Origin of the sequence: Aedoeadaptatus nemausensis, assembly GCF_903819165.1 — a bacterium.
GTDB lineage: Bacteria > Bacillota > Clostridia > Tissierellales > Peptoniphilaceae > Aedoeadaptatus > Aedoeadaptatus nemausensis.
The window spans coordinates 244,841-270,996 of sequence record NZ_CAIJCS010000014.1 but is presented as its reverse complement, the minus strand read 5'-3'; the positions used below and the strand labels follow the sequence as shown (position 1 = coordinate 270,996).

Sequence of the window (26,156 nt, the reverse complement as noted above, 5' to 3'; positions counted from 1 at the left end):
CGAGCATCGTCTTTTCGTGTAAGATAAAGAAGAGGTGATATTGTGATAAAAGGATTAAAGGGGGAATCTCCCGTACTCAAGTTTTTTGCCGACATCACGGACATTCCGAGATGCAGTAAAAATGAAGAAGAAATCAGTAATTATTTAAAGCAGTGGGCCCTTGATCGCAAGCTTGAAGTGATCCAAGATGATGTCAATAACATTATTATCAAAAAGCCTGCAACAGAAGGTTATGAAGATGAACCGACCACGATTTTGCAAGGCCATATGGATATGGTTTGCGGTGCTGTAAAAGGCCATGAACACAATTTCTGCTCCGACCCTATTGAGGCGGTAGTAGAAGGGGATCGCATTATCGCCAAAAACACTACACTCGGTGCAGATGACGGTATTGCCGTCGCCATGATGCTTGCAATCTTAGATGGCGACTACCCCCATCCGGCCCTCGAGTGCTTAATTACGGTGGACGAAGAAACAAATATGACCGGCGCCCACAATGTAGAAGGTAAATATATCGAAGGACGCCGTTTAATTAATATCGACTCCGAAGAAGAGGGCATTATTACTGTCGGTTGTGCCGGCGGGCTCGTCAATAATGTAGTCTTTAAAAAGGAATTTGAAGAAACCGATAAGGCGACCTTCCTTAAGGTCGAACTGGCAGGTCTTCGCGGCGGACACTCGGGCAGCGATATTCACGAAGCTCGAGGCAATGCGATTTTGCTATTGGCTCGAATCTTAAAGATGGCTTATGAAGACCATGATTTCGATATTGCGGACTTCCACGGCGGCACCCGTCCCAATGTCATTCCTCAAGACGCGGAAGCCGTTATCGCTCTTGAAAGCGCCGAAGTCGACGGCGTCGTCAAGGCCTTAAATGAAGCGGCCGATATAATTAAAAGCGAATACATCGCCACCGATCCCAAGGCACACTTAACGATTACAGAAGTGCCTTCACAAAAGGTGTTGGCGCGAAAGGTGTCCGACGGTATTATAAACTACCTCGTAACCACGCCGAACGGTGTCAATACCTTTAGTAAAAAGATCGAAGGCTTAGTAGAATCTTCTACTAATATCGGCGCGGCTATCAGCTCTGAAGACAGCTTTGCTTTTTCTTCTCAAATCCGAAGCGATGTAGAGACGAAGATTTTGGAAATCGCCATGAAAAACCGCACAGCAGCGGAAGTAAACGGCGGCGTATTTGAAAAACTCTCCGCTTACAAACCTTGGGAATACGCCGAAGAATCTCCATTAAGAGAAAAGGCGGTAAAACTTTGGAAAGATCTCACAGGAGAAGAGCCGACGGTGGAAATGATTCACGCCGGCTTGGAATGCGGAATCCTACAAGACAGTATCGGTAAAATGGATATGATCTCCATTGGACCGGACATGGAAGGCGTTCACGCACCGGGAGAAAACTTATCGATTCAATCGACGGAAAAAGTATTCGCCTACTTGCTAAAACTATTAGAACAGAAAGGATAATTATGAGCCACGATCACAATCACGACCACGAACATGAGCACGAAGAAGTAGAAGTCATCACCCTGACACTGGAAGATGACAGCGAGTTGGAATGTGCCGTTATCGGCATCTTCCCCTTTGAAGAAAAAGAATATATCGCGCTTATGCCATTGGACGGCGACGATATCGACGAAGACGCATCCGTTCTTCTATACGAATATAATGAGATCGGCGACGATGATTTGGAACTTGTCTTCATTGAAGACGAAGATTATTTCAACAAAGTAGCCGACGAATTCGAAGCTCTGTACGCCGACGAAGGCGAAGAGTAAGGAGTATATTATTACGACATTACCTTATCTAAGTTATAGTGCCTATTCGCAAAAAGTCTACGGCATGAAGGTTTATAAAATTCCCATCCACTTAAAAGGGACCTGCCCCAATCGGGACGGCACCAAAGGAAGGGGAGGATGTATCTTTTGTGGTGAAGAAGGCGGCAGCTTCGACTGGGTTCGGGGAAGCATAAGGGAACAATATCGTAACAATAAAGAGTTTATCGCCAAGCGCTACAAGGCCGAAGGCTTTATAGCTTATTTTCAAAATTTCACGGGAACCTATCTTCCCATCGAAGATTTTCGAAGAAGTCTCGAAGAAATAGCCCTGGAAAACCCCTTGGGCGTATCTATTTCTACGCGACCCGATTGTTTGGGAGAGGAATACCTGGACTGTACGGAAGACTTATTCGGCGCGGAAAACGTGACTTTTGAACTCGGTCTTCAATCTCCAAATAACGAAACGCTCGACCTTTTAAATCGCGGTCATAGCGTAGAAGACTATATTGAGGGCGCTCGCCGCCTGAAAGAAAGGGGCTTTCGTCTGTCGACCCATATGATCCTGGATCTTCCTTGGGACGAGGAAGGCGATATGATCAAGGGAGCTAAGCTTTTAAACGAGGTCGGTTCGGACGAGGTTAAGATTCATAATCTTTACGTTCCCAAGGGGACAAAACTCGCCGAATGGTATGGGTATGGACAATTTCAGCCCATCGAAATGGAAGCCTTCATTAACAGGGTTATTTTATTTCTCGAGCATCTCGATCCCGACATGGTGATCGGCAGATTGCTCGGAAGGGCCCCCGAGGAGAATGTTCTGTTCGCCAATTGGGGCCGTAGTTGGTTTTATATTCGCGACGAAATTGTTCGCCGCATGGAACGGGAAGGCAAGTGTCAAGGACGCTTGTTTGAGTAAAGAAAGGAAGATAATTATGATTCGTTACATCTTAGGAGCAAAAGGCGCAGGTAAAACAAAATGGCTTATCGATCATGCAAATGCAGATCACGAAGGCGGCAACGGAAACATTGCCTTTGTAGAAGTAGACGACGATCATATCTTCAGTCTCGACTATAATGTACGTCTTATCAATGCGACCAATTACGGTCTTACATCTCTCGATCATTTCTACGGCTTTATTTGCGGAATGCTCGCCATGGACTATGATTTAGAGAAAATTTATGTAGACGGCATTTACAAAGTTATCGATCTTTCCTTAGAGGATTTGGAAGATCTTACGAAACGTTTAGAAGCGCTTAATGTTGAAAACTGCAGAGTTTACATCAATGTAGATTATGTAGAAAGCGAAATTCCGGAAAGCTTAAAAGAATTTTGTGAAGAAGTTTCCTTAGAAGCTTAAGTAATTAGACAGGGGATCGTATGAAGTCAAATAAAAATATCGTCCGCGTGATTGCCATTATTTTATGTATTGCTATGCTTTTACCGGTACTGATCAATGCCTTTTTCTGATGACAGTGTCGTTATGGAACCGATTTGCGACAAATGGTTTCAGCATTTTATTGAACGACGCCTTGCGTTGATTCGCGCGTACGAACGGGGCGATTTAAATAAAAAAGAGTTTTTACAATCCAATTTAAAAGACATCGACAATAGTAATGTTCGCCCTTTTTTCCTTGTAGACCGCTTGGAAAAAGGGATCTTTAACTACCAGTACTACAATGCTTTGGCGAAACATTATCGCATGGAGGCGCGAAAGGTAAAAAATCGTCGTCGTTCCAGGAGAGATTATACGCATTATTTGTCTCTTGCGGAGAAGTATTACGGTAAGAAGGATGAAACGATTTTAGATATTTTAAAATTCATGAATTTTAATGATCTTTACGGCTATTTCATTCATTGTCGCAACAAAAACTTGGAAAATGAACTCTTTGAAATCGTGTTCGTCGACTACCCGGAGTTTATTTTGCACTCAAAATCGAAACTGATTTACGAAACCCTCTGCGATCACGACGTATTTCACGAAGAGAAAAAACGTTCAATAATCGACAGCTATATAAACGATAGTTACTAAAGGAAAGTGAGGAGTACTTTGGACTATAAAAATTTACAGGTGAGCGATCCTGAAATATATGAACTTATTCAAGAGGAGACGGAGCGTCAGCAATCCCATATCGAGCTGATCGCATCTGAAAACTTTGTATCGAAGTCCGTTATGGAAGCGATGGGATCTCCACTCACTAATAAATACGCCGAGGGACTCCCCGGGAAGCGTTACTACGGCGGTTGTGAAGTGGTGGATAAGGTGGAGCAGTTGGCCATTGACCGCCTGAAAGCACTTTATGGAGCGGATCATGCGAATGTCCAACCCCATAGTGGGGCCAATGCCAATATGGCGGTATACTTGGGCTTGTTAAAACCGGGAGATCGCATTCTCGGTATGAACCTGAGCCAAGGCGGACACCTATCCCACGGAAGCCCTGTGAATATTTCGGGTAAATATTTCGACGTCGTAGATTACGGAGTAGATAAAGAAACTCAGCGCATCGATTACGACGCTTTCGAGCGTGCTGTAAAGGAATATAAACCTAAGCTCGTCATCGGCGGTGCATCGGCTTACCCCAGAAAGATCGACTTCAAGCGCATGGCAGACATCGTAAAGAAAAGCGGAGCCTATTTTATGGTGGACATGGCTCACATTGCCGGGCTCGTCGCCACAGGTTATCACGAAAACCCGGTAGAATATGCCGATGTGGTAACGACCACCACTCATAAAACCCTTCGCGGACCGCGAGGAGGAGCTATTCTTTGTAAAGAAGAGCTGGCCAAGACCATCGACAAGGCCGTGTTCCCCGGACTCCAAGGAGGACCTTTGGAACACGTTATTGCAGCCAAGGCAGTTTCTTTCTACGAAGCGGCTCAGCCGGAGTTTAAGACCTACTGCGGACAAATCGTCGCCAATGCGAAGGCCATGGAAAAGGTCTTTTTAGAGGAAGGCATCGATTTGGTTTCCGGCGGTACCGACAACCACCTGCTCCTTATCGACGTGCGTTCTTTGAACATGACGGGTAAAGATGCTGAGGCGTTGTTAAATGAAAGCGGCCTGGCCGTCAACAAAAATACCATTCCTTTCGACCCCGAAAGCCCTATGGTAACGAGCGGCATCCGAATCGGCACCCCCGCCATTACTACCGTCGGAGCAAAAGAAGAAGACGCGGCCTTCGTCGCCAAGATTATGGCCGATGTAATGAAAAAGGACATCGACTCTAAAGAGGCAAAAGATCGCGTGAAAACCTTCTGCGAAAAATTCCCGCTATACAAATAATGTAAAGGACTCCTCGGAGTCCTTTTTTATTGGCGTCCTCGACGAGGCTTCGTTGAAAGCTTATTTTAACGATGTTATAATGGTGTGTAATGGATAAAACTATAATCGTCACGAGACGATGGAATATCATTCGGAGGTGAGCGGCAATGGAAAGACCGATTGTTTGTATTTTAGGCCGCCCAAATGTGGGAAAGAGCACGCTCTTCAATGTGCTAACAGATTCAAAAATTTCAATTACAGAAGATACACCGGGGGTTACGCGCGATCGAATTTATGCCAAGGCTACCTGGCTGAATCACGAGTTTACTTTAATCGATACGGGTGGTTTAGATCCTTCCTCCGATGAAATTTTCATGCCTGAAATTATTGCTCAAGCGGAAGTTGCCGTAGAAAACGCGGAAGTCATTCTCTTTTTAGTTGACGGCAAAGACGGCCTGACGGAAGTCGATAGGGAAGTAGCCGACTACATTCGCCGGTTCGGAAAAAAAGTCCTTCTCGTCATCAATAAAATGGATTCAAAACTTGCTCGAGATCACCTATATGACTTCTACGAGCTGGGTCTCGGCGAACCGTTCGTCATCAGTGCGGAGCAGTCCAGGGGAATCGGGGACCTACTCGATGCGACGGTGGCGTCTTTCCCCGAAGTGGACGAAGATGATCATCACGACGAGATTAAGGTAGCCTTTATCGGAAAACCCAATGCGGGAAAATCTTCTCTCGTGAATCGCATTTTAGGAGAAGAGCGCTCCATCGTAACGAATATTCCCGGAACGACCAGAGACTCGATTCACTCGTTCTTCGAGTATGAAGATACGGACTACGTTTTGATCGATACGGCGGGACTTCGAAAACGCAAAAAAATCAATGAAAAAGTAGAGCGCTATTCGGTAGTGCGAACTCTAAGGAGTATTGAACTCGCCGATGTTTGTGTACTTCTCGTGGATGCCACGGAAGGCATTAGCGAGCAGGATTCTAAGATCGCCGGCTACGCCCATGACAACAAAAAGGCCATGATTATCGCCGTAAATAAATGGGATGCCGTGGAAAAAGACACCTATACTATGAAGCACTTTGAAGCGGAGGTTCGCAGAGAGCTTCCCTTCTTAAACTACGCCCCCATGATTTTTATTTCAGCTTTAAAAGGTACGCGTGTAAAGAAGTTGTTGGATCTTATTCACGTGGTAAACAACAACTATTCTCTTCGTATTCAAACCGGCGTCTTAAACGATATTATGAACCGTGCGGTTTTAATGAATCAGCCGCCCAGTGACAAAGGCAAGCGAGGGAAATTATATTACGCCACACAGGTTTCCGCTCGTCCGCCGAAGTTTTTGCTATCGGTGAACGATAAGGAATTGTTCCACTTTACCTATTTGCGCTTTTTAGAAAATCAAATCCGCGCGGCTTACCGTTTTGACGGTGTGCCCATTATTATGGAATTGAAGAACCGATGAAGACGGTACTAGTTTTACTTTTATGCTATCTTATAGGTACGATTTCAGGTGCCTATATTGTGGGCATGCTCTTTCGTCATAAAGATATTCGGATGGAAGGTAGCGGAAATGCCGGAACGACCAATGCCATTCGGGTTATGGGTAAAAAGCTGGGCTATTTGACTTTTGCTATCGATGTTTTAAAAGGGGTGGCGGTGATGCTTTTGGTGGCACCCATGCTGGACGAATCTGTCCGCCTCTTTGCGACTCTTTTTGTCGTATTGGGACACGATTACCCCTTCTACTTAGGTTTTCGCGGTGGAAAAGGCATTGCCACGACCTTCGGTGCATGGGGTGCCATTGCACCTTTATATGTAGTTGTCGCGGCTATTGGCGGCTATATTGTCGGAAAATTGAGTCGTTATGTGAGCTTGGGCTCCTTAACATTTCTTTCAATCGTATCTGTTTTAATGATTTTTACATGGAAAAGTAGCCCTCTAAATGTGCTCGCCATCGTGCTCGTTTGGGGCCTCGGTTTTTTTCGTCACCGGAGCAATTTAAAGCGTTTAAGGGAAGGAACCGAGAACAAAGTGGGAGGTTGATTGTTTGAAGATCGGAGTTATAGGATCGGGCAGTTGGGGAAGTGCCGTCGGAAATTTATTGGCGACCATTGGCCACGAGGTCCATATGTATACGAGAAGCGACGAACAATATCATCGCATGAAAGAATTCGGAGACAATCCCCATTACTTAAAGGATTTTTACTTCGCCTCTTCCGTGCAATTTCACTGTGATTTCGAAGAGGCCGCTCAAGATGTGGAAGTCCTCATTCTCGCCGTGCCGACTGCGGCGGTTCGTGAGTCTATGGAGAAAATTAAAGAATGCGAATCGCGAGCTGTCGTCGTGAATCTGGCGAAGGGTTTAGAGCAGGGAAGCCATTTACGAGTTTCAGAAATCGCAAAGGAAATTATTCCCGAGAATCCCTTTGTCGTCTTATCCGGTCCCTCCCATGCGGAAGAAGTGGCGAAACTTTTGCCGACGACTGTTCTCGTTTGCTCTGAAGATGAGGAAATCGCCCTAAAAATTCAAGATCTCTTTACACATGATGCTTTTCGCGTCTATGTTCAGGACGATATGGCCGGTGTGGAAATCGGCGGCGCATTAAAAAACATTATAGCCCTCGGCGCCGGATTATCCGACGGTTTGGGCTATGGCGACAATGCCAAAGCGGCCCTTATGACCCGTGGTCTTACGGAAATACAACGCCTCGGTATCGCCCTCGGCGCCAAGCCCGTCACCTTTCAAGGTCTTTCGGGAGTTGGGGATCTAATCGTAACCTGCACCAGTACCCATAGTCGTAACTGGCAGTTCGGCAATCGCATCGGCAGGGGAATGGATGTGGAGGAAGCGATCGAAGACATAGGTCAAGTCGTAGAAGGTTATAAGACGACGAAGGCAGCCTATGAGCTTGCAAACGATCTGGGAATTGAAATGCCCATTACGGAGAAACTCTATAATGTGCTCTATGGAGGTTTGGAACCTCGACGCGCCGTTTTGGATCTTATGCAGCGACCCAATAAACACGAAAACGAGAAGATCTTTTTATTATGAAGCGACCGCCTAATTACAAAATGAAGCTTCGGCGAAAGCGTCGTGCAAAAATGCGTAGACGACGGTTTTTATTTTATCTCTTAGTATTGTCACTTCTGGCTGCCATCTTTTTTGTTCTCTATAATAAATATGTCGTAGCGCCGAAAATCGCTGAACCTCAGGTAGTGGAATATCGCGATGTAGTAAAAGGCGAGGGCTATCTTTTGCTCGACGAAGAGATCGTCTTTACGAAGGCCAACGGCATCGCCATTTATAATGTGCAAGAGGGGAAGAAAGTTCCTAAAAATGTAGAGGTGGCGGATATTAATGTAATGAACGATAATTCCAAAGTAAAGGATCAGTTGATCCGTATTCAGGCTGCCATCGACTTTAAAAACGACAGTTCCAATAATGAGGTAAAAGACGAGGAACAGCGGGAAGATGAGACGGTCATTCGTAATATTCAACGTTTTATAAGAGATAAAGATAACGAAAAGTTGGTATCTTCCATCAACACACTGGATTTAAGCACGAAGCATACCGTCAATGTATCGGAGCTGAACGAGTTGCTGAAGCTTTCCATATCCGATCTGGAGGAAGAGAAAGAGAAGCTGACGGAAAAAATAGCCTCCACCAGCAGTGACTATAAATCGCCTATTTCGGGGATTGTAAGCTATACTTTCGATGATATTAAAAAGGAACTGTCGATTCATTTGCCGGATGAAACTTTTACCGCAGACTATTTAAAAAATGTGAATGTGGGGACTATTACGAGAGGAAAAAGCAAGGTCAGCGAAAAGAAAGCTTTTTTCCGCTGTATCGGCGATACCTTTTATAAAGTGGCCCTTCCCATAGACGACCCTCGATTAATGAATGCTTATATCGGAAAAACGGTTCCCATACGAATCGGTAAAGTCATGACAGAAGCTTATGTCAAGGGAATTAACGAAGATGAAAGTGGAACCGTGGCGATTTTAGAACTGAGAGATCACCTGCAACAGGTTTATGTTCCTCGCAAGCAAAAAACGGTAATTATTAAAAACACCCTTCCTGCTATTAAAGTGCCGAAAGAAGCTATTGTAAAAAATAAAAAAGGCCAAGAGGGCGTTTACGTAAATGCAGTGCGTCATTTCGTGAAGTTTGTACCCGTAGATGTTTTGGCGGTTCGAGGAGATTACGCTATATTAAATTTAGGTGACAGTAAGCAAACCATCGCCGCTTCCGGCGGGGATCGGGTAAAAACCCTGAGACGTTACGATGAAGTTATAATCGAGCCTAATAAAGTAGATCGTGAGAAGATAGTGTATCAGTAAGGAGTTGGTGAGTTTGTCCGCTATGGAAGAAAATCTGAAGCGCGTACGAGATGAAATAGAAAAATGTCGTGAGCACAGTCTGACAGGTGAAGAGGTAAAACTTATCGCCGTTACAAAAACTCATGGCGTCGATGTCATGAAAGAAGCCATCGATCTCGGCGTTACCGATGTGGGCGAAAATAAAGTTCAGGAACTTACAGAGAAGATGGATCTTATCGGAGATAAGGTTCGTTATCATATGATTGGAAACTTGCAATCAAATAAGGTAAAATATATCTATCAAGATGTCGCTTTAATCCATTCGCTTGATCGTTCGTCTTTGGCTAAGGAAATTGAAAAGCGTGCCAAACAGACGGACCATATTGTTCCCTGTCTTTTGCAGGTCAATATTGGCGATGAAGCTTCTAAGGGCGGTCTAGCCTACGATGGCGTATTGCCTTTTTTAGAATCCATTCTCGACTATAAACATATTAAAGTCGACGGTTTAATGGCCATCGCACCGAATACAGAGGATGAGGCGTATTTAAGAAAGCTGTTTCGAAAAATGTTTGCCCTCAAAGAAGACATAGATAACCGTCACTATGAGGGCGTCCATATGACCCATCTTTCCATGGGCATGAGTAATGATTTTGGCATAGCCATTGAAGAAGGCGCCAATATGGTACGTGTGGGCAGTCGCATTTTTGGGAAACGACATTATTAAGGAGGAAGACATGGCAGATTTTGGGAACAAATTAAAAAAAGCATTTGGTTTCGGTGACGATTACGATTACGATGATGAGTACGAATATACAGAAGATGAGGCTTTTCAAACGACAGAAGTAGAGCCCGTTACGACGACGCGTGCACAAAAGGCCGCTCCAAGCGTTCGTCATAAAGATAATGGCAGCGTGCTCAGTATTCAGACGAAGGCTTCCATGGTCATTACCATTCACGAGCCCTTGAGCTACGACGAATCTCCGAAGATTGTAGACGATCTGAAGGAGCACAAAGCCGTCGTTTTAAATTTTGAGCAATTGGATCTCGATGTGAAACGAGAAATTTTCGATTTCGTCAACGGTGCGCTTTATGCTATCGAAGGCAAGATCCAAAAAGTAAATAAAGATATCTTTATTCTTGCACCGGCCAATATCGCTATCGACGGGTTGAAAGAAGAGCTTCAAAACTCGGGTATTTTCCCCTGGTAATATGCTCGATAAGAACTTAATATTACAACATATTCAAGAACCTGAAAAAATCACTATGCTGCGTCATATCCTAGATTTACCGGAGATCGCTTCGAGAAATTATAGGGCGACGGATAGTGATTTTTTAGACCCTTACGAACAACGCCTCGTGGAATCTGTATGCCATCACTTTCCCGATGTGGAGGCGAACTTCTTTCCCGAAGGAGAGAGGGAGCGTAAGATCGTCGTGTTTTCACCGCCTTATTTCGACAGCGAAGAAGCGATAGTGGCTTTTAAGCTTAAAATAAACGATGAGGTTAATCACCGTGACGTGTTGGGCTCCATTTTATCCTTGGGTATTGAGCGGAATAAAATCGGAGATATCGTCATCGAAGACGATGTCTACATGTTTGTAAAAAGAGAAATCGCCAACTTCATCGCCGTGTCTCTGACGAAAGTAAAGCGCCAGCCCGTAAAGATTGAGCCGGTTTCTTTAGAGGATGTGCCCTTTCCCGAAGAACCCTGGATTAAGAATACGGCAGTGGTACAATCTATGCGGCTCGATTCCGTAATTCGCGCCGTAACCCATTTATCCCGCGACGATGTACGGGGGAGGATCGCCAAGGGGCTCGTCAAGGTAAATTTTAAGGAGATAAAAAAAGCTCACGAAGAAATTCAACCGGGAGATCTTCTTTCTGTACGAGGCTTCGGGCGCATTGCAATTTTCGACGATATGGCGACGACGAAAAAAGGAAAAGTCAGATTTACCTATGGAATATTAGAACAATAGGAGAGCTAATGGTAAGTATTTTATTAATCGCATTAATCGCATTGGATCAATTGAGTAAATTATGGGTCCTCGCCAATTTGAAGGAATCCGGGCCCATGGAGATTATCCCCGATTTTTTTCAGCTTCTCTATGTGGAAAATAGAGGAGCCGCTTTCGGAATCTTGCAGGACGGCCGGCCTCTTTTTATCGTGATTACCTTAGCCGTTATCGGCGCTTTGATCTATGCTCTCTATGGCAAGAAACATGATCTGGATCGCGTGATGCAATCTGCCCTCGTTTTAATTTTAGCAGGCGCTGTTGGAAACTTTATCGATCGCCTGCGCCTTCATTATGTGGTAGATTTTCTATCCTTTAATTTTTTCGGCCACCCCTTTGCCGTCTTTAATTTAGCCGACGCCATGATCGTCGTGGGCACCGTCCTTCTGATCGTTCAGCTATTTTTGAAAGAAGAACAGAAATCATGAAGGATCAAATTTTTGTAGCCGACGTAGAAGACATGAGACTGGATCTGTACATGTCGGATCGACTGCAGATGAACCGATCTCAAGTAAAAAATGCCGTCGTTTCCGGTCGCATCCTCGTCAATGGAAAAAAAGTGAAGGCAGGATACAGCTTGAAAATAGGCGACGAGATTCACTACGAAGCGGAAGAGGAATACATTATCGAGCCGAAGGATCTGGGAGTGGAGATCCTCTATGAAGACGAACACCTCGCCTGTGTCAACAAGCCATACGGCCTCGTGGTACACCCCGGTGCCGGAGAAGAGGACGAGACCCTTGTCCATCACATTCTATGGCGATTTGATCGCGTAGCGGAAGGAAGTGACCCCTTGCGTCCCGGTATCGTTCATCGATTGGACAAAGATACGTCAGGGGTTATGGTGATCGCCAAAAGTGAAGAAGCTTATACTGGGCTCATCGAGCTTTTCAAATCTCGGGATGTAGATAAACGCTACGACGCCATTTGTCACGGTGTTATTCGATCAGGGGGAGCGATCGATTCTCCCATCGGGCGAGATCCTCGCCGCCGCACGCAAATGGCTGTAAACGTGCATCCATCTAAGCCTGCCCACACTATTTACGAACCGGTGCTCGGTTTTCGCGACGCTACTTTATTGAAGGTGCGGATTCTAACGGGAAGAACCCATCAAATTCGCGTGCACCTGCAATCTATCCATCATCCTATCGTCGGCGATCCTATTTACGGCGTAAGAAAAGATCGGAACGGAAAGCTGCTCCTTCACAGTGCTTCTTTAACTTTTCCGCATCCGGTTACCGGCGAGACGATCCATGCAGAAGCTCCTATGCCGGAGCGTTTACTTTCTTTTGTACGAAAGGAGAAAGGAGATTTATGCATAAAATACTAGACGAACTCGCCATCAAGCGGGTCATTGCCCGTATCGCCAATGAAATCATTGAGCGCAATAAGGGTTTGGACGATGTGGTATTGATCGGCATCGTAACTCGCGGGGAGTTTTTGGCCCACCGACTCTGTGAAAAACTGGAAGAAATCGAAGGTATTCGCGTACCCGTATATAATCTCAATCCGGAATTCTTTAGAGACGATCGCCGTCATCACGAATTTATGCTCATGGATTTTATGGGAAATATCGACGACAAGCGCGTTGTATTAGTCGATGACGTGCTATATACCGGCCGCACGGTGCGCGCCGCCATGGACGCTCTAATGGTAAAGGATCGCCCTCGATCGGTGCAGCTTGTAGGCCTTGTGGACAGAGGCCACAGGGAACTTCCCATCCGCGGCGATTTTATCGGGAAGAATGTACCCACATCTCAGTCGGAAAAAATCGTCGTTCGCTTAAAAGAACACGACGGAGAAGATGGAGTCTATGTAGCAGAAAAAGGAGAATAAAAAACTCACGCATGTAAATAGAGTGACCCCATAAAGTTGGACTTAATCGAGTAAGCATTTCGCTTGCTCGATTTTGTTTTACATAACATTTGTTCTAAGCGGTTTTCATTCGTTCACGGTATTGCTTCGGACTTAAGCCCCCTAACTTTTCTTTGATTCGATCGTTGTTGTAGTAGCGAATAAAGCACTCGATGGCTCGGACGAGTTCTCTCCGGCTTCGGTAGACGTGGTCTGCATAGATTTCTCTTTTCAGGACGCTGAAGAAGTTTTCCATGGGTGCGTTGTGCCTTTTCTCGACATGCTTTGAAAGATGTGGTGTTCTTCCAACAGGGTTTGATAGGCAGTCATTTGATAGCCCCACCCGCGATCGGAGTGGAAGGTGCGTCGGTAGGGGCAGGTGTCGGTGCGTTTGATGGCTTCTTCTAGGCCTTTAAGCATGGTGACGCCGTTGGGTTGATCGGAGAGGACGTAGCTGATGATTTCCAGATTGTACAGGTCCATGTACGGATCGAGGTAGAGTTTCTTTGTTTGAAGTTTCCCCGTTTGATCTTCTTCGTAGTATTTGAATTCTGTGGTGTCGGTGGTAATTTTTTGGTAAGGGATGGAGGTATTGAAGCGTCGATTGATTCGATTTTTCTTGATTTTGCCGACGACGCCTTTGTACGAACTGTATTTTTTGTATTTTCTGCCATAGACGCGGACTTGAAGCCCCATAGCTTGAACCAGCCGTTGAACTTTCTTTTTGTTGATCGCCCATCCCCGGTTCTTCAGCTCCAGATGGATCCTTCGGTAGCCGTAGTCCTTGTGTTCGCGCCGAATGGCCAGGATCTCGTCTTTTAAGGCTTGATCTTTATCTTCCTCGTTCCACTTTTTCTGCCAGTACATAAAGGTGGATTTTGAAAAGTTGATGGCGGCAAGAATCTTAGTTAGTTGGAATTGTTCTCGGAGTTTGGCGACGATCCTCGCCTTTTGTTCATTGCTTCTTCCCTTTCCAAACTCCTTAACTGTTCCCAGAACATCTTTTGAATGGTGAGCTTTTCATTCTCCGCTTCTAATTCTTTGATGCGGTTTTCTAATGCTTCCCGTGTGGATGCATCAAGAGGTTCGCTCTCGTTTAAGGGTTTTCTGGTCTGTTTGCGATCTTTATTCTTCGTCATAGGTCTCCCTCGCTTATGTGGTCGCAGACCCTCAATCCCCTTTTCTCGGTATTTCCTGCGCCAGTTAACGATCATGGATGGATTCGTTAAACCGAGTTCGAGGGCCAATTGTCGGTAACTGCATTCGCTCGTTTCGTAGCGTGTGATGGCTTCTAACTTAAACTCTACACTGTACTCACGATTATTTCTAGAGCGCATTAAACCTTCATCGCCAAAATGTTTGTAATTATTCACCCATAGTTTGAGAGCGGATTTCTCAATATTGTATTTCATAGCTAATGCTTGATAACTTGTCTTCCCGGACAAGTATTCTTCGACAATTTTCTTCTTCAATTCATAACTGTATTTTGCCATTAAAAGACCCCCAAAGGTTGGATTTCTTGGTCCAACTTTTGGGGGTCAGTGCAAAATGGTGCGTGAGTTTTTTTATTATAGTAAATCGATTCGCGACTCTCTCGGCGTACGGTCGGAAGTAAATACTTTGTCGATGGCTTCAATAATACGTCTGCGAACGGTTTTTGACTTCGTTATGATCATTTCGTCGCTTACGCCGGTGCAGTAGTTGACGACGTGATTAATATTGGCGTAGTGAAGTCCCAACTCTCTTGCGAGAACCACTTCGGGCACATTGGTCATGCCCACTACATCGCCGCCGATGGAAGCGTAAAATCTTATTTCCGCTTTCGACTCAAAGCGAGGTCCTTCTGTGGACACATAGACGCCTCGAGGTAATGATTCGCCGAAGGTCCGTTCGAACTCCTCGTTCAATATCGGGTCGTAGGGTATGTCCATGGCTATGTGCTTCGCCTCGTTGTGATCTCCGTCGTAAAATGTATTAGTGCGGGTCTTCGTGAAATCTAAAAAATCCTCTGAAAGCACTACAGCATCCGGGCCGAATTCTTTTTTTAAACTTCCCACGGCGCTGATGCCGTAAACTTCCGTAACGCCTAATTCTTTAAGTGCCCAAATATTAGCGCGATAGGGCACCTGATGAGGGGGAATTGTATGATCGGCTCCATGACGGGAGACGAAAACATAGGGTTTGTCTTTCGGGAAAAAGATTTTGGTATCACCATAAGGCGTGTGCATTATTTTTTCTTCGGCATCTTTAAAAGGCGCTTCAAAGCCTGTTCCGCCGATAATTCCATAGTTCATATTAACCTCGTTTCTCTCGTTTCTAATCTTCTATTATGGTACTATTATACATGGAAAGAGAGGGAAACATGGAATTTGATCGAGATCTTGCCTATATGTTGCAGGCAAAACACGTGGCATATTACGAAGACGGAATAGTATCGATTTTAGATCGACGAATTTATCCGGTTAAAATAGAATACGTTCGCTGTAAAACTTACATAGAGGTACGGGATGCCGTTCGTGCCATGGTGACCCAATCGGCGGGACCTTATACGGCGGCGGCCATGGGCATGGCACTGGCTGCCTATGAATCCCGAGATTTAAAGGGTGAATCGCGCTACCGTTTTTTGGAGGAGGCGGCGGAATGCATTGCCAATGCCCGTCCTACTACGGCAGGACGAATGGCGCAAGTTACAGCAGGTTCGCTGGAAGTGGCCAAAGAAAATATAGACGATAAAAACTTGGATCTCATCTTAAGAGATCACGCCTTAAAATCTATGGAACGTCGTTACCATGCCATCGATCGCGTGGCGGAACATTTTATGCACGCCATTCCAAATGAGGGCACGATTATGACCCAGTGCTTCGGGGAAACCATTATCGGCATGTTAGCTCGCCATATTAAGAAGAGCGATACAAAGATTCGCTTCGTCTGCCCGGAGACCCGGCCTTTCTTACAGGGAGCTCGCTTTACGGCCTCGGTATTTAAAGATATGGGCATGGACGTCACGGTCATTACCGATAATATGGTGGCGGCCTATATGAAAAATGAGGGGGTAAGCCTCTTTACGTCGGCAGCGGATTCCATATGTATGGACGGCAGCATCGTCAACAAAGTGGGAACCTATCAAATGGCGATTTTATGCAAGTATTTCGACATTCCCTATTACGCTACCGGTATTCCCGACATGGATATCGAAAATGCAGGGGATATTACCATCGAAATGCGAGATACCGAAGAAAGCTTGTCCGCTCACGGTATCAAACATACCTTAGAGGGCGTAAAGGGATACTATCCCGCCTTCGACGTAACGCCGCCGGAGCTCGTTACGGGCATCGTCACCGATCTAGGCATTTTCGAATCTAATGATCTGAAACGATATAAAGAGTTAAAAGGAGAGGGCGATTTTTATTTCGCCGTGTAAAATGAATAGAGACTTAAAACGGCAAATCGATTTTATTTATACGCTTGAAAAAATGAAGACCGTATACCGTAAGACCCACCTTGTCTACGGCGACCGTTATGAGAACGATGCGGAACATAGTTTTCACATCGCCGCCATGGCGCTGATTTTAAAAGATCACGCTCCATCTCACGTAGATATTTCCAGGGTAGTGGCCATGCTTCTGTTTCACGATGTAGTCGAAATCGAAGCGGGAGATACTTTTGCCTATGATAAGAAATTAAACGAATCCAAGAGGGAAAGGGAAGTGGCGGCGGCGAACAAGCTTTACGGCTCACTCCCCGAGGAGCTTGGAGAAGAATTTCGTAATCTTTGGGAAGAATTTGAAGCCCAGGAGACACCGGAATCTCATTTCGCATTGGCCATGGACCGTATAGAGCCTATTCTTTTAAATGCGGTCAATGACGGGGGAACATGGAATGAACACCATATACTTTACGAAGACGTCTTGAAACGCATCGCGCCTATAGAGCGCTATCCGGAATTATACGATGTGATCCTGAAAAAAGTAGACGATTATTTTAATAAAGAGGTTGACCATGACAAAGATACTATTGGTTGAAGATGAAGTTTCCATCCGCAAATTTATAAAAATAAACTTAGAGAGAGAAGGTTTTGAAGTATTCGAAGCGGGAAGTGGGGAAGAAGGTCTCCAAGTCGCCGAAGATAAGCGACCGGATATTGTACTTCTCGATATTATGCTACCGGGAATCGACGGCTTCGAAGTATGTGATCGCTTACGTTCGTCATTTCCGGGCCTCGGCATCATAATGCTTACGGCGAAGGCGGAAGATTATGATAAGATTATGGGCCTTCAAAGCGGTACCGATGATTACCTTACAAAGCCATTCAACCCTACGGAACTTACGCTCAGAATCAAATCATTGGAGCGCCGCCTCGTCAAGGATGGTATGAAGAAAAAAGGTAATCGCTATTTAGAAAGCGGGAAGTTTAAGATCGACGTTTACGGTCATAAATTTTTTAAAGGCGAGGAAGAAATCGAATTGACTCCTACGGAACATGAGATCGTAAAGCTCTTTATGAATAATGTGAATCGCGCCCTCAGTCGCGATGAAATATTAAACGCCGTTTGGGGCGAAGAATTTCTGGGGGACAGTAAAATTGTGGATGTGAATATTCGACGTTTACGTTCAAAAATTGAAGAGGATCCTGCCCACCCTACCTATATCGAAACCGTCTGGGGCGTAGGCTACCGTTGGAAAACAAGCCGATAATCTTATGAAACACTCCATTCGCACTGTCATTACTCGAAATTTTGTCGCTCTCATTCTTCTAACCGTCAGCTTGCTCGATGTTTTTTTGATTCTGGGATTTCGTCAATATACTTATAACGGAGTTCGATATTATTTGGAGCAACAATTGGACAGTTCCTACTATACCTACGAGCGCTATTTTAAGAATGTCGATCTGGAAATGCTTCTGGAGAGCGACTATAATATGGTCTTTAATCAATCGGGAGGGCAGGTTCAGCTAATCGGCGCAGACGGCCAACTTCTTTACGACTCCATCGGAGCTATTAACGACCCGGTTAAAGATTATACAGACGTACAATCGGCTTTAGAAGGAGAGAGCGGATCTCGAGTTGGGAAAGTAACTTATTCCGACACGCCTGTTCTTTCCGTATCCAGGCCCTTATTTTCCGAGGACCACGGTCTTTTAGGTGTCTTACGTTATACATCGTCTTTGGCGCCGGCACATCGCGCGGTATTGACTTTGACGCGCTATCTGCTCCTGCTAACGTTTTTGGTTATCGCTATTTCCGTTATCGTGAGCCGTTTTTTAGCCAAGGGCATTACCCGACCTATTGAAGAAATTCAATCGACCGCTATTCAGTTGGCGGACGGACAATATAAAAGGCGAATCAAAATGGAGAGAGACGACGAACTCGGTCAACTAGCTCAATCTCTCAATACTCTTGCGGCGGAAATTGTGAGAAAAGAGCAGGTTAAGAACGACTTTATCTCCTCCATCAGCCACGAACTTCGTACGCCACTCACTTCTATTCGGGGATGGGCCGCTATTTTAAAAGATACGGATCCGGAAGAAAAAGATGTTATGGCGGAAGGGTTTAATATTATCGAAGGCGAAACCGAACGTCTTTCAAAAATGGTGGAAGAGCTTTTGGATTTCTCCCGCTATATATCGGGTCGCATTACTCTAAAAAAAGATCAGTTCGATATAACCTCTACCTGTATCGGCATCTTAAAACAGATGGAGCCCAGGGCACAGAAGCAGGAGGTTCACCTTATTAACGAGGTAAACGAGGAAGTGGTACTCATAACGGCGGATGAAGATCGCCTTCGTCAAGTGCTTATTAATCTTATTGATAATGCCATCAAGTTCACCGATCCCGGAGGTTGGGTTTTACTGGAAGCTCGGAAAAACTATCCAAACTATGAGATCATCGTTTCCGATAATGGGGTAGGCATGGACGAAAACGAACTTCGCCTCGCCAAGGAAAAATTCTACAAAGGCAAACACTCCAATTCCCACTCCGGACTCGGCCTTTCCATCGCCGAAGAAATTATTAAGTTACACAACGGTGAAATACAAATCGTATCGGAAAAGTATGTGGGTACATCGATTAGGGTTTTTGTTCCCCTGGAAAATGAGGCTGTCCAATGAAAAGAATAAACTATTTGTTCATCATACTATGTACTTTCGTTTTAACTTCCTGCAGTGCCATGGGAGGGGAATACCAGTTGATTGAACGGCCGGAAATTAATCGCTCGCCTCTACAGGGACGCTGGATCGTAACCGGCGTACAGACCCGTGGAGACGGCGCTCAAGACTTGCAGTCCATTGTAGGATCCGACGCGATCTTCGCTCCTCACGCCGTCATTTTTGCATCGCAAAAAATAAACGATCCGGAATACGCAGTAAAAAAAGGTAAAACTGACTATTTGATGAAAGTAGGGTATAATAAAACGAAAGAAGATGTCGATATTTCGAGTGATACACTTTTTGTCATTACGATTTATGAAAAAGAACGTCCTCTCTTTACTGTGTATCGCGAAAAGGAGGACGTAGCCTATATCGATGTGTATGGCAACTTATTGCAAATGGTGAAGACTAAGGGAAGTCTCGACGACCAACAGCTTCAAGATTTACTGAAAAATTCAAACTCCGAAGCCCTATATTATTCCGGCGCAACGGAGAAGTAGGAGGCAGTATGTTATCTAAAATTTCGGACAGTCTGAACGGCAATTTCACTTATATTATCATTTTAATTTTGGCCGTTATTATTTCTATAATCGTGACTTTTATCATTAATATGGCGGGGAAGCGCATGCGATTCTTGCGCTATGTACCGGGACTCGCCCTCGTATTTATCGGCATGTTTTCCTTAATGATGGTATTAAATCGTCTCTTCGACAGAGAAAGTTTAATGAATATATACGTGGCACTGGTTTGTGTGACGTCGGGAATATGTTCGCTGCTCTTTGCACTTTGCATCGGCATCTATAATAAAGACCGTTATCCCGAAATATATAATCCCGACGAGCGACGTCGTCGAGATGTGTAAAAAATAAATAATCGAATGTACAGACCCCCAAAATTTGGACTGATGAATCCGTTTTTTGGGGGTCTCTTATTGTTGGCGCTGTTAATTGGGTGAGAAAAAAGATATTAAATCAATTAAGAGCACGGTATTTATTTAAAAACATATGAAGATAGTGGATTAAAAGTAATTAGATGAAAAAAAGAATGGCTTAACCATGCATGTTGCAGTGATTAAGCCATTTTTAAAAATTTACACATTGAACTTGAAATTGACGACATCCCCGTCGACCATTACATAATCTTTTCCTTCGCTTCGGATCCAGCCTTTTTCCCGTGCGTGGGGAATGGAGCCTGCCTCCACGAGTTTATCGTATGCGATGGTGTCGGCTTTAATAAAGCCTCTTTCAATATCCGTATGGATTTTGCCGGCGGCTTCGGGAGCTTTCGCACCTTTTCGAATGGTCCAGGCACGAGTTTCCACTTCTCCTGTCGTGAGGAAACTGATCAGGCCGAGCAGGCTGTAAGAAGCTTTAACCAGGCGGTCGAGACCCGAATCTTCGAGACCCATGGCCTCCAGGTATTCCGCCTTATCATCGTCGTCCAATGCGGCGATTTCTTCTTCGATGGCGGCGGAAATCACGATGGTTTCATCGTCGTCTTTTGCGGCGAACTCACATACGCGATCAACATTTTCATTGCCGGTTAAAATATCATCTTCCGAAACATTGGCGGCATAAATAACGGGCTTCATAGTAAGAAGACTGAAAGAAGACAGCATCTTAAGTTCTTCTTCGCTGTAATCTAAAGAGCGGGCAGGTTTTTCCGCCTCGAGGGTAGCGATCATTTTCTCGATCAGTTCTTTTTCCGGCTGTAGGCTCTTGTCGCCCTTTAATTGTTTATTGACCCGTTCGAGACGTTTTTCGAGAATTTCCAAGTCCGAGAAAATAAGCTCCAGATTAATGGTTTCGATATCGCGAATGGGATCTACGCTCCCTTCGACGTGAATAATATTTTCGTCGTCGAAACAGCGTACTACGTGGACGAGAGCATCCACTTCCCGAATATGGGATAAGAACTGATTGCCCAGTCCTTCTCCTTTGCTGGCACCTTTGACGAGGCCCGCAATATCGGCAAATTCGATGGTAGCGTAAATGATTTTTTTCGATTGGCTGATGACGCTTAACTTATCCAAGCGGCGATCCTTTACCTCTACCATGCCCACATTAGGCTTGATGGTAGCGAAGGGGTAGTTGGCGGCTTCTGCGCCTGCTTGGGTAATGGCGTTAAATAAAGTTGACTTTCCGACATTGGGAAGTCCTATAATTCCTAATTTCATTGTCGTCTCCTCTTTTCATTTTCGATTCCATTATAACATAGAAATTCTCGTGTTTTTAGCGGATCGTTTCCATTTTAACTCCCCATCATGTATAATATGAAAGAAAAGAGAGGTGAAACATGAGTGCTATAGTAGTTAGTGAACTCACAAAAAAGTTTCGTCGTCAATTAGTTTTTAATAATTTCAACCTGGAAGTATTCGATGGCGAAATATTTTCAGTAATGGGCCTTCCGGGCTCGGGAAAGACGACATTGGCACGCATTCTATTTAATTTTTATAAGCCGAACAAGGGCATCGTAAACGTGTTCGACATGAGCGCCCAAAAAGAAGCAAAATCGGTTAAGGAATTTACGAGTTATATTCCGGAAGACGTTTGGATTTACGACAATCTGAAACCGAACGCTTTATTTAAACATACCTTGGCATTCCACGGGCTTAAAAATACGGACGATATTCAATCCCTAATGGAATACTTTGAGTTGGATAATAAACATAAATTTTTTGATTTGACAGACTCCGAACGCAAGCGCGTCGCCATCGTGAATGCTTTGATTACCAAGCCGAAATTACTCATTATCGATAATCCTACAAAAGATTTGAACCACGCCATGGTGGATAAACTGTTTACTCACTTGAAACGTCTGCAACGTTCCGAAGGTTTGTCTGTATTACTATTAACTGACGACCTTTCCGTAGGTCAACGTTTCGGTGACCGGGGAGCTTATCTATCCGGAGGCCGTCTCGTAGGCCTCGAGTATTTAAAAGACAAGAAAAACAATGATAAAGTTCTTCGTATTTTCGACGAATTAGTTTCGGTTCCCGCTTTTGAATCCATCGGTTGCGAATTACTGAAGGACGAATCCGGCGACATTCAATTTTTCTATGACGGTTATCTGCCTACACTCACGACGGTGTTACACCAAGAAAAAATTAAAAACTTCACCTTGGAAGATGCTCTTTTAGAAAACAAGATCAATTCTTTCGAGTATGGGGATACACCTCGAAAAACGGCGAATGAATCTGCTAAAAAACCTGAAGTAGCGGATGAAGCCATGGATAACGACGATACGATCGTAGCTTATGATGAAAAATTATTTGATGATGATGCTGAAGTGGTCGGCGAATTAAAAGAGGATCCCTTTGACGAGGCTGTCGAATCTCATGAAGAAGTTTCTGAAGATACTTCAGAAGAAGCGAGCAGCGATGTTTCTCTGGTCGAAGAAGATAGAGATGATGAAACTATCGTAATCGATCATACAAAAATCGAAGCGGCGGACAGTTACGAAACAGAGGACTCGTCCGATCCTTACAATAGCGATGAATTAATTCACGACAGTCGGAAAACTGCGCCCATTGAGGCTGTAGATGACGATGCCTTGGCAGCAGAAAAATTAAAATCCGACGCCGGGAAGGAGGAAGACTAATGGTTTTTGGTCTTGAAATGAAAAGCAATCGAGGGAAGATGATCGGTTGGTGTATCGTCGTCTCCATATTAACTGTTTTGTTAATGGCTTTTTTCCCTCTTTTACAAGACGGCAATTTACTATCGCTCGCCAATAGTTTTCGGGACGGTTTCACGCCGAACATGCAGACTATATTGGGCTTTACAGACAATCTGTCTTTCGACAAGTTTACCGAATATATTCCCTTCGTATTCCAATACCTAGGTGTCCTTTTCGGAATTTTTGCCATTCAACTGGGCGCGAGAGCATTATCTAAAGAGCAAAGTGCGGGAACCATAGAATACCTTTATGCCAATCCCGTAACCCGTACGGAAATTTTCAGCGGCAAATTTAGTGCGAATATGCTACTTTACGGTCTCACTTTACTGATCGTATTGTTAATCGGCTCGGTTGCGGCATATATATTCGGAATTCGCGACATTCGCAGCTTAGTCCTCGTCATGTTACAAGTATTTATTTGTATCTTGTTATTGGGCTTCGAATTTTTGTCTATCGGATTCTTTTACTCGTCGATTTCTTCACGCTCGTCCCATGCGGAAGGTGGATCCTTACTTTTGTTTATCGCCATCTTCTTAATCTGGGCCGCTCTAACGGCAATCGGCGGAAATTTAGCGTCCGCTGCCGGACTTTTCCCGTTTATAGCACTTAATCCGCTCCATATGGCCGTCGGATCGAGTTTTCAATGGCTCGGCATTATAGCTAATATTGTTATAGGCGTTCTATTTTGGGTAATAGGATGTATGATCTATAAAAGTAAAGAACTTAAATTTTAAATGACTGAGCGACTCCACGAGTCGCTCTTTTATTCGAGGAGATATATGATTCAATTAATTGCACTGGATTTCGACGGTACCATTGCTGCGAGAAAGCAGCCCGTGGACGATACCATGGTGAAGTATATTAATAAGTGGAAAGAACAGAATATCGAGACGGTTATTGTAAGCGGAAGACCTTATCGCTCACTTAAACGAGAACTGGAGCCTATTCAAGAAGATGTCTATATTGTTTCGAATAACGGGAATTTAATACGGACAAAAAATTCGGAAAAGACATTTTATAAAAATACATTTCCGAAGGAAAAGATTCGCCCCATTGCCGAGGCCATGATCGCCAGGGGAATCCACCCTATCTTTCATGTAGACAGTTATTTTAAAGGTTATGATCTCGTAACTCTTTTTGAAACGACAGAAAGGGAAGCTTCTTATATTTCTTTTTACGAAAATCTTTATAAGCGTATGACCCTGGAAGAGGTGGAAAAAGAGGATGTACTCGTTATTGCAGGCTATACAACTGCCGATGTGTTTAACGATCTTGAAAAAGATGAAGCCTTAAAATCCAGCGGTATGACCGCCCATCTTTTAAAAAGCCGAGACAAGGTTCTCTCTTTAATTGAAATTATAGGCAATACTAATAAATGGAACGGTCTCGAAAAGTTAGCGGAGCTCAAGGGAATCGACACGGAGAAGATCGTAGCTTTTGGCGACGATATGAACGACGAATCCATGATCGAGCACGCCGGCATCGGCGTCGCCATGGCTTCCGCTCCCGATGAGGTTAAGAAAAAAAGCGATATCGTTTGTCAGGAGTCGCCTGAAGAATACGGCGCCTTTAAACTAGCTGATAAGATCATAAATAAGGAGGTTGTAATTGAAAATTAACTGGTATCCCGGGCATATGAAGAAGACGATCGAATCCATTCAATCGGTAAAGAGCCAATGTGATCTGGCCATCGTCTTATTGGATGCCCGAATCCCTATGAGTAGTTACAATCCTTTACTGGACGATACATTTGCAAACTACCCGGTACTTTATTTATTAAATAAATCCGACCTTGCTGATCCGACGATTACCGAAGAATGGATCGAATACTTTAAGAGCAGGGAAGACACCTCCGCCATTCCTTGGACGGCGACGGGGAAGGCGAATATGCGCACCCTTACAAAAGCCATAGAAGATTTGGCCGAGCCCATTCGTGAAAAGGAACGGGCCAAGGGCATGCAGAAGCGCAAACTTCGCGTCATGGTGACGGGGATCCCCAATGTGGGAAAATCTACTTTCATCAATCAGCTGGCGGGAAAAAAATCCGCCGCCATCGGTAATCGACCGGGGATCACGAAGACCAATCAATGGATTCGCCACCATCCCGAATTCGATTTATTGGACACGCCGGGCGTATTGTGGCCTAAATTAGATCCCCCCATTCGAGGACGCCATCTGGCCTTTACGGGCTCCATAAAGGACGAAATTATGGACAGAGAAACTCTGGCTTTTGAACTATTAAAAGAGGGAATGGAAAAATTCTATGAGATTATTGCCGAGCGCTACGATCTAAAAGAGGAGTATACGGAAGCAATCGAGCTTATGGATGCCATCGGCAAACGCCGTGGCTGTTTAATGCGAGGTGGCGAAATCGACTATACAAAAGTATCCTCCATTATTCTCGATGAATTTCGCAACGGCATTTGGGGTCGCATCAGTTTGGAGCGAGTAGATGACCGACACACACTTTGATCTGGAAATTCTGAAAGATCGATATGATTATATCGCCGGTATCGACGAGGTAGGAAGAGGTTGCCTTTTCGGCGATGTGGTAGCGGCCTGCGTCATTATGCCGCTTGATCACATGATCGAAGGCATAACCGATTCGAAGAAATTGTCTCCGAAGAAACGGTCTCTTTACGAACATGCGATCCTGTCGGAAGCCGTCGCCTACTCTTACGGACGTGAAACCCCCGAGGTAATTGACGAAATCAATATTAAGCAGGCGACTCGCTTGGCTATGAAAACCGCGGCAGAGGGAGTTTTGGATCAAGGTTTTCGAGAGAAGTCCATTCTGTTTTTAATCGACGCCGAGTCAATCGATCTGGAAGTTCCTCAAAAAAGCGTTATTCACGGAGATGACATATCCTATACCATTGCTTGTGCCTCCATTCTCGCCAAGGAATATAGAGACAGGCTATGTCTTCAGTGGGATGAGGATTATCCCGGCTACGGCATCGCCGGCCATAAAGGCTACGGTACGAAAAAGCATCGCGAGGCGATTTTAGAGTTGGGTCCGAGTCCTTTGCATCGCCGATCCTTCTTATCGAAGATTTTGGCACAGAGGGAAGGCTAGG

32 protein-coding genes are annotated in these 26,156 nt (G+C 44.7%); 27 read left to right on the top strand and 5 right to left on the bottom strand.

The features are described from left to right. Positions 1–42 precede the first annotated feature (42 nt). The 16 genes from PEPTYR26121_RS02570 to pyrR all read left to right on the top strand — a co-directional run bounded on the left by PEPTYR26121_RS02570 (position 43) and on the right by pyrR (position 13,238). Complete coding sequence (locus tag PEPTYR26121_RS02570) at positions 43–1,482, top strand: aminoacyl-histidine dipeptidase (RefSeq protein ID WP_180498913.1); 1,440 nt, start codon at positions 43–45, stop codon at positions 1,480–1,482. Positions 1,483–1,484: 2 nt separating this feature from the next. After that, on the top strand, positions 1,485–1,793 hold the full coding sequence (locus PEPTYR26121_RS02565; RefSeq protein WP_180498911.1) for a DUF1292 domain-containing protein: 309 nt from the start codon (positions 1,485–1,487) through the stop codon (positions 1,791–1,793). Positions 1,794–1,800: 7 nt separating this feature from the next. Continuing rightward, on the top strand, positions 1,801–2,709 hold the full coding sequence (gene mnmL, locus PEPTYR26121_RS02560; RefSeq protein WP_343045212.1) for a tRNA modification radical SAM protein MnmL/YtqA: 909 nt from the start codon (positions 1,801–1,803) through the stop codon (positions 2,707–2,709). Between the two features lie 16 nt (positions 2,710–2,725). Next, a complete protein-coding gene (locus PEPTYR26121_RS02555; RefSeq protein ID WP_180498907.1) occupies positions 2,726–3,151 on the top strand; it encodes a hypothetical protein in 426 nt (141 codons plus the stop codon). Positions 3,152–3,247: 96 nt separating this feature from the next. Next, positions 3,248–3,823: a DUF6648 family protein gene (locus PEPTYR26121_RS02550; protein ID WP_180498905.1), complete on the top strand. Its 576-nt coding sequence runs from the start codon at positions 3,248–3,250 to the stop codon at positions 3,821–3,823. An 18-nt stretch (positions 3,824–3,841) separates the two neighbouring features. Next, positions 3,842–5,074: a serine hydroxymethyltransferase gene (locus tag PEPTYR26121_RS02545; RefSeq protein ID WP_180498904.1), complete on the top strand. Its 1,233-nt coding sequence runs from the start codon at positions 3,842–3,844 to the stop codon at positions 5,072–5,074. 146 nt (positions 5,075–5,220) lie between these two features. Next, a complete protein-coding gene (gene der, locus PEPTYR26121_RS02540) occupies positions 5,221–6,528 on the top strand; it encodes a ribosome biogenesis GTPase Der (protein ID WP_180498902.1) in 1,308 nt (435 codons plus the stop codon). Then, positions 6,525–7,109 (top strand): glycerol-3-phosphate 1-O-acyltransferase PlsY, encoded by a 585-nt coding sequence (gene plsY, locus PEPTYR26121_RS02535; RefSeq protein WP_180498900.1) that lies wholly within the window; start codon positions 6,525–6,527, stop codon positions 7,107–7,109. Before der ends, plsY begins: the two co-directional genes overlap by 4 nt. 4 nt (positions 7,110–7,113) lie before the next feature. Then, entirely contained in the window at positions 7,114–8,118 is a 1,005-nt protein-coding gene (locus tag PEPTYR26121_RS02530) for an NAD(P)H-dependent glycerol-3-phosphate dehydrogenase (protein WP_180498898.1), read from the top strand. After that, positions 8,115–9,410: a biotin/lipoyl attachment domain-containing protein gene (locus PEPTYR26121_RS02525; protein WP_180498896.1), complete on the top strand. Its 1,296-nt coding sequence runs from the start codon at positions 8,115–8,117 to the stop codon at positions 9,408–9,410. Before PEPTYR26121_RS02530 ends, PEPTYR26121_RS02525 begins: the two co-directional genes overlap by 4 nt. A 22-nt stretch (positions 9,411–9,432) precedes the next feature. Further along, complete coding sequence (locus PEPTYR26121_RS02520; protein ID WP_180499218.1) at positions 9,433–10,113, top strand: YggS family pyridoxal phosphate-dependent enzyme; 681 nt, start codon at positions 9,433–9,435, stop codon at positions 10,111–10,113. Between the two features lie 10 nt (positions 10,114–10,123). Then, positions 10,124–10,597 (top strand): cell division protein SepF, encoded by a 474-nt coding sequence (locus tag PEPTYR26121_RS02515; protein ID WP_180498894.1) that lies wholly within the window; start codon positions 10,124–10,126, stop codon positions 10,595–10,597. 1 nt (position 10,598) lies between these two features. Further along, the gene (locus PEPTYR26121_RS02510; RefSeq protein ID WP_180498892.1) at positions 10,599–11,366 is read left to right on the top strand and encodes a YlmH family RNA-binding protein; all 768 of its coding nucleotides are present in this window, start codon (positions 10,599–10,601) and stop codon (positions 11,364–11,366) included. A gap of 8 nt (positions 11,367–11,374) precedes the next feature. After that, a complete protein-coding gene (gene lspA, locus PEPTYR26121_RS02505; protein WP_180498890.1) occupies positions 11,375–11,830 on the top strand; it encodes a signal peptidase II in 456 nt (151 codons plus the stop codon). Continuing rightward, the gene (locus tag PEPTYR26121_RS02500; RefSeq protein WP_180498889.1) at positions 11,827–12,732 is read left to right on the top strand and encodes an RluA family pseudouridine synthase; all 906 of its coding nucleotides are present in this window, start codon (positions 11,827–11,829) and stop codon (positions 12,730–12,732) included. Before lspA ends, PEPTYR26121_RS02500 begins: the two co-directional genes overlap by 4 nt. Beyond that, positions 12,717–13,238 carry a bifunctional pyr operon transcriptional regulator/uracil phosphoribosyltransferase PyrR gene (pyrR, locus tag PEPTYR26121_RS02495; protein WP_180498887.1) on the top strand — a complete coding sequence of 174 codons (522 nt, stop codon included), beginning with the start codon at positions 12,717–12,719 and terminating at the stop codon, positions 13,236–13,238. Before PEPTYR26121_RS02500 ends, pyrR begins: the two co-directional genes overlap by 16 nt. Positions 13,239–13,332: 94 nt before the next feature. Here the strand turns inward: pyrR and PEPTYR26121_RS09130 are convergent, their stop codons facing one another. The 4 genes from PEPTYR26121_RS09130 to PEPTYR26121_RS02485 form a co-directional block, all read right to left on the bottom strand. After that, positions 13,333–13,512, bottom strand: coding sequence for an IS3 family transposase (locus tag PEPTYR26121_RS09130; RefSeq protein ID WP_246285876.1), 180 nt, complete (start codon positions 13,510–13,512; stop codon positions 13,333–13,335). Then, the gene (locus PEPTYR26121_RS09125; RefSeq protein ID WP_246285884.1) at positions 13,488–14,252 is read right to left on the bottom strand and encodes an IS3 family transposase; all 765 of its coding nucleotides are present in this window, start codon (positions 14,250–14,252) and stop codon (positions 13,488–13,490) included. Before PEPTYR26121_RS09125 ends, PEPTYR26121_RS09130 begins: the two co-directional genes overlap by 25 nt. Beyond that, complete coding sequence (locus PEPTYR26121_RS09120) at positions 14,165–14,749, bottom strand: helix-turn-helix domain-containing protein (RefSeq protein ID WP_246285875.1); 585 nt, start codon at positions 14,747–14,749, stop codon at positions 14,165–14,167. Before PEPTYR26121_RS09120 ends, PEPTYR26121_RS09125 begins: the two co-directional genes overlap by 88 nt. Positions 14,750–14,824: 75 nt before the next feature. Then, positions 14,825–15,550, bottom strand: coding sequence for an MTAP family purine nucleoside phosphorylase (locus tag PEPTYR26121_RS02485; RefSeq protein ID WP_180498885.1), 726 nt, complete (start codon positions 15,548–15,550; stop codon positions 14,825–14,827). A 68-nt stretch (positions 15,551–15,618) separates the two neighbouring features. Between PEPTYR26121_RS02485 and PEPTYR26121_RS02480 the strand changes: the two genes are divergently transcribed. From PEPTYR26121_RS02480 to PEPTYR26121_RS02455, 6 genes are all read left to right on the top strand, one after another. Continuing rightward, on the top strand, positions 15,619–16,677 hold the full coding sequence (locus PEPTYR26121_RS02480) for a s-methyl-5-thioribose-1-phosphate isomerase (RefSeq protein ID WP_246285874.1): 1,059 nt from the start codon (positions 15,619–15,621) through the stop codon (positions 16,675–16,677). 1 nt (position 16,678) lies between these two features. Next, positions 16,679–17,278, top strand: coding sequence for an HD domain-containing protein (locus PEPTYR26121_RS02475; RefSeq protein WP_180498881.1), 600 nt, complete (start codon positions 16,679–16,681; stop codon positions 17,276–17,278). Beyond that, positions 17,256–17,951 carry a response regulator transcription factor gene (locus PEPTYR26121_RS02470; protein WP_180498880.1) on the top strand — a complete coding sequence of 232 codons (696 nt, stop codon included), beginning with the start codon at positions 17,256–17,258 and terminating at the stop codon, positions 17,949–17,951. Before PEPTYR26121_RS02475 ends, PEPTYR26121_RS02470 begins: the two co-directional genes overlap by 23 nt. Before the next feature lie 145 nt (positions 17,952–18,096). Further along, positions 18,097–19,362: an ATP-binding protein gene (locus tag PEPTYR26121_RS02465; RefSeq protein WP_180498878.1), complete on the top strand. Its 1,266-nt coding sequence runs from the start codon at positions 18,097–18,099 to the stop codon at positions 19,360–19,362. Further along, positions 19,359–19,901, top strand: coding sequence for a hypothetical protein (locus tag PEPTYR26121_RS02460; RefSeq protein ID WP_180498876.1), 543 nt, complete (start codon positions 19,359–19,361; stop codon positions 19,899–19,901). Before PEPTYR26121_RS02465 ends, PEPTYR26121_RS02460 begins: the two co-directional genes overlap by 4 nt. An 8-nt stretch (positions 19,902–19,909) precedes the next feature. Beyond that, the gene (locus tag PEPTYR26121_RS02455; protein ID WP_180498874.1) at positions 19,910–20,263 is read left to right on the top strand and encodes a cytochrome C biosynthesis protein; all 354 of its coding nucleotides are present in this window, start codon (positions 19,910–19,912) and stop codon (positions 20,261–20,263) included. 228 nt (positions 20,264–20,491) lie between these two features. Here PEPTYR26121_RS02455 and ychF read toward each other — a convergent pair whose 3' ends face one another. Further along, a complete protein-coding gene (ychF, locus tag PEPTYR26121_RS02450; RefSeq protein WP_180498872.1) occupies positions 20,492–21,577 on the bottom strand; it encodes a redox-regulated ATPase YchF in 1,086 nt (361 codons plus the stop codon). A gap of 119 nt (positions 21,578–21,696) precedes the next feature. On the opposite strand from ychF, the gene PEPTYR26121_RS02445 reads away from it, so the two are divergent. Genes PEPTYR26121_RS02445 through PEPTYR26121_RS02425 form a run of 5 tightly spaced genes read left to right on the top strand, consistent with a single transcriptional unit; the run spans position 21,697 to position 26,155 of the window. Continuing rightward, positions 21,697–23,001 (top strand): ABC transporter ATP-binding protein, encoded by a 1,305-nt coding sequence (locus PEPTYR26121_RS02445; RefSeq protein ID WP_180498869.1) that lies wholly within the window; start codon positions 21,697–21,699, stop codon positions 22,999–23,001. Continuing rightward, positions 23,001–23,813, top strand: coding sequence for an ABC transporter permease (locus tag PEPTYR26121_RS02440; protein WP_180498867.1), 813 nt, complete (start codon positions 23,001–23,003; stop codon positions 23,811–23,813). Before PEPTYR26121_RS02445 ends, PEPTYR26121_RS02440 begins: the two co-directional genes overlap by 1 nt. A 45-nt stretch (positions 23,814–23,858) precedes the next feature. Next, positions 23,859–24,698, top strand: coding sequence for an HAD-IIB family hydrolase (locus PEPTYR26121_RS02435; protein WP_180498865.1), 840 nt, complete (start codon positions 23,859–23,861; stop codon positions 24,696–24,698). Next, complete coding sequence (ylqF, locus tag PEPTYR26121_RS02430) at positions 24,688–25,551, top strand: ribosome biogenesis GTPase YlqF (RefSeq protein WP_180498863.1); 864 nt, start codon at positions 24,688–24,690, stop codon at positions 25,549–25,551. The genes PEPTYR26121_RS02435 and ylqF overlap by 11 nt, the downstream gene beginning before the upstream one ends. Next, on the top strand, positions 25,532–26,155 hold the full coding sequence (locus PEPTYR26121_RS02425; protein WP_180498861.1) for a ribonuclease HII: 624 nt from the start codon (positions 25,532–25,534) through the stop codon (positions 26,153–26,155). Before ylqF ends, PEPTYR26121_RS02425 begins: the two co-directional genes overlap by 20 nt. The last annotated feature ends 1 nt before the right edge of the window (position 26,156 follow it).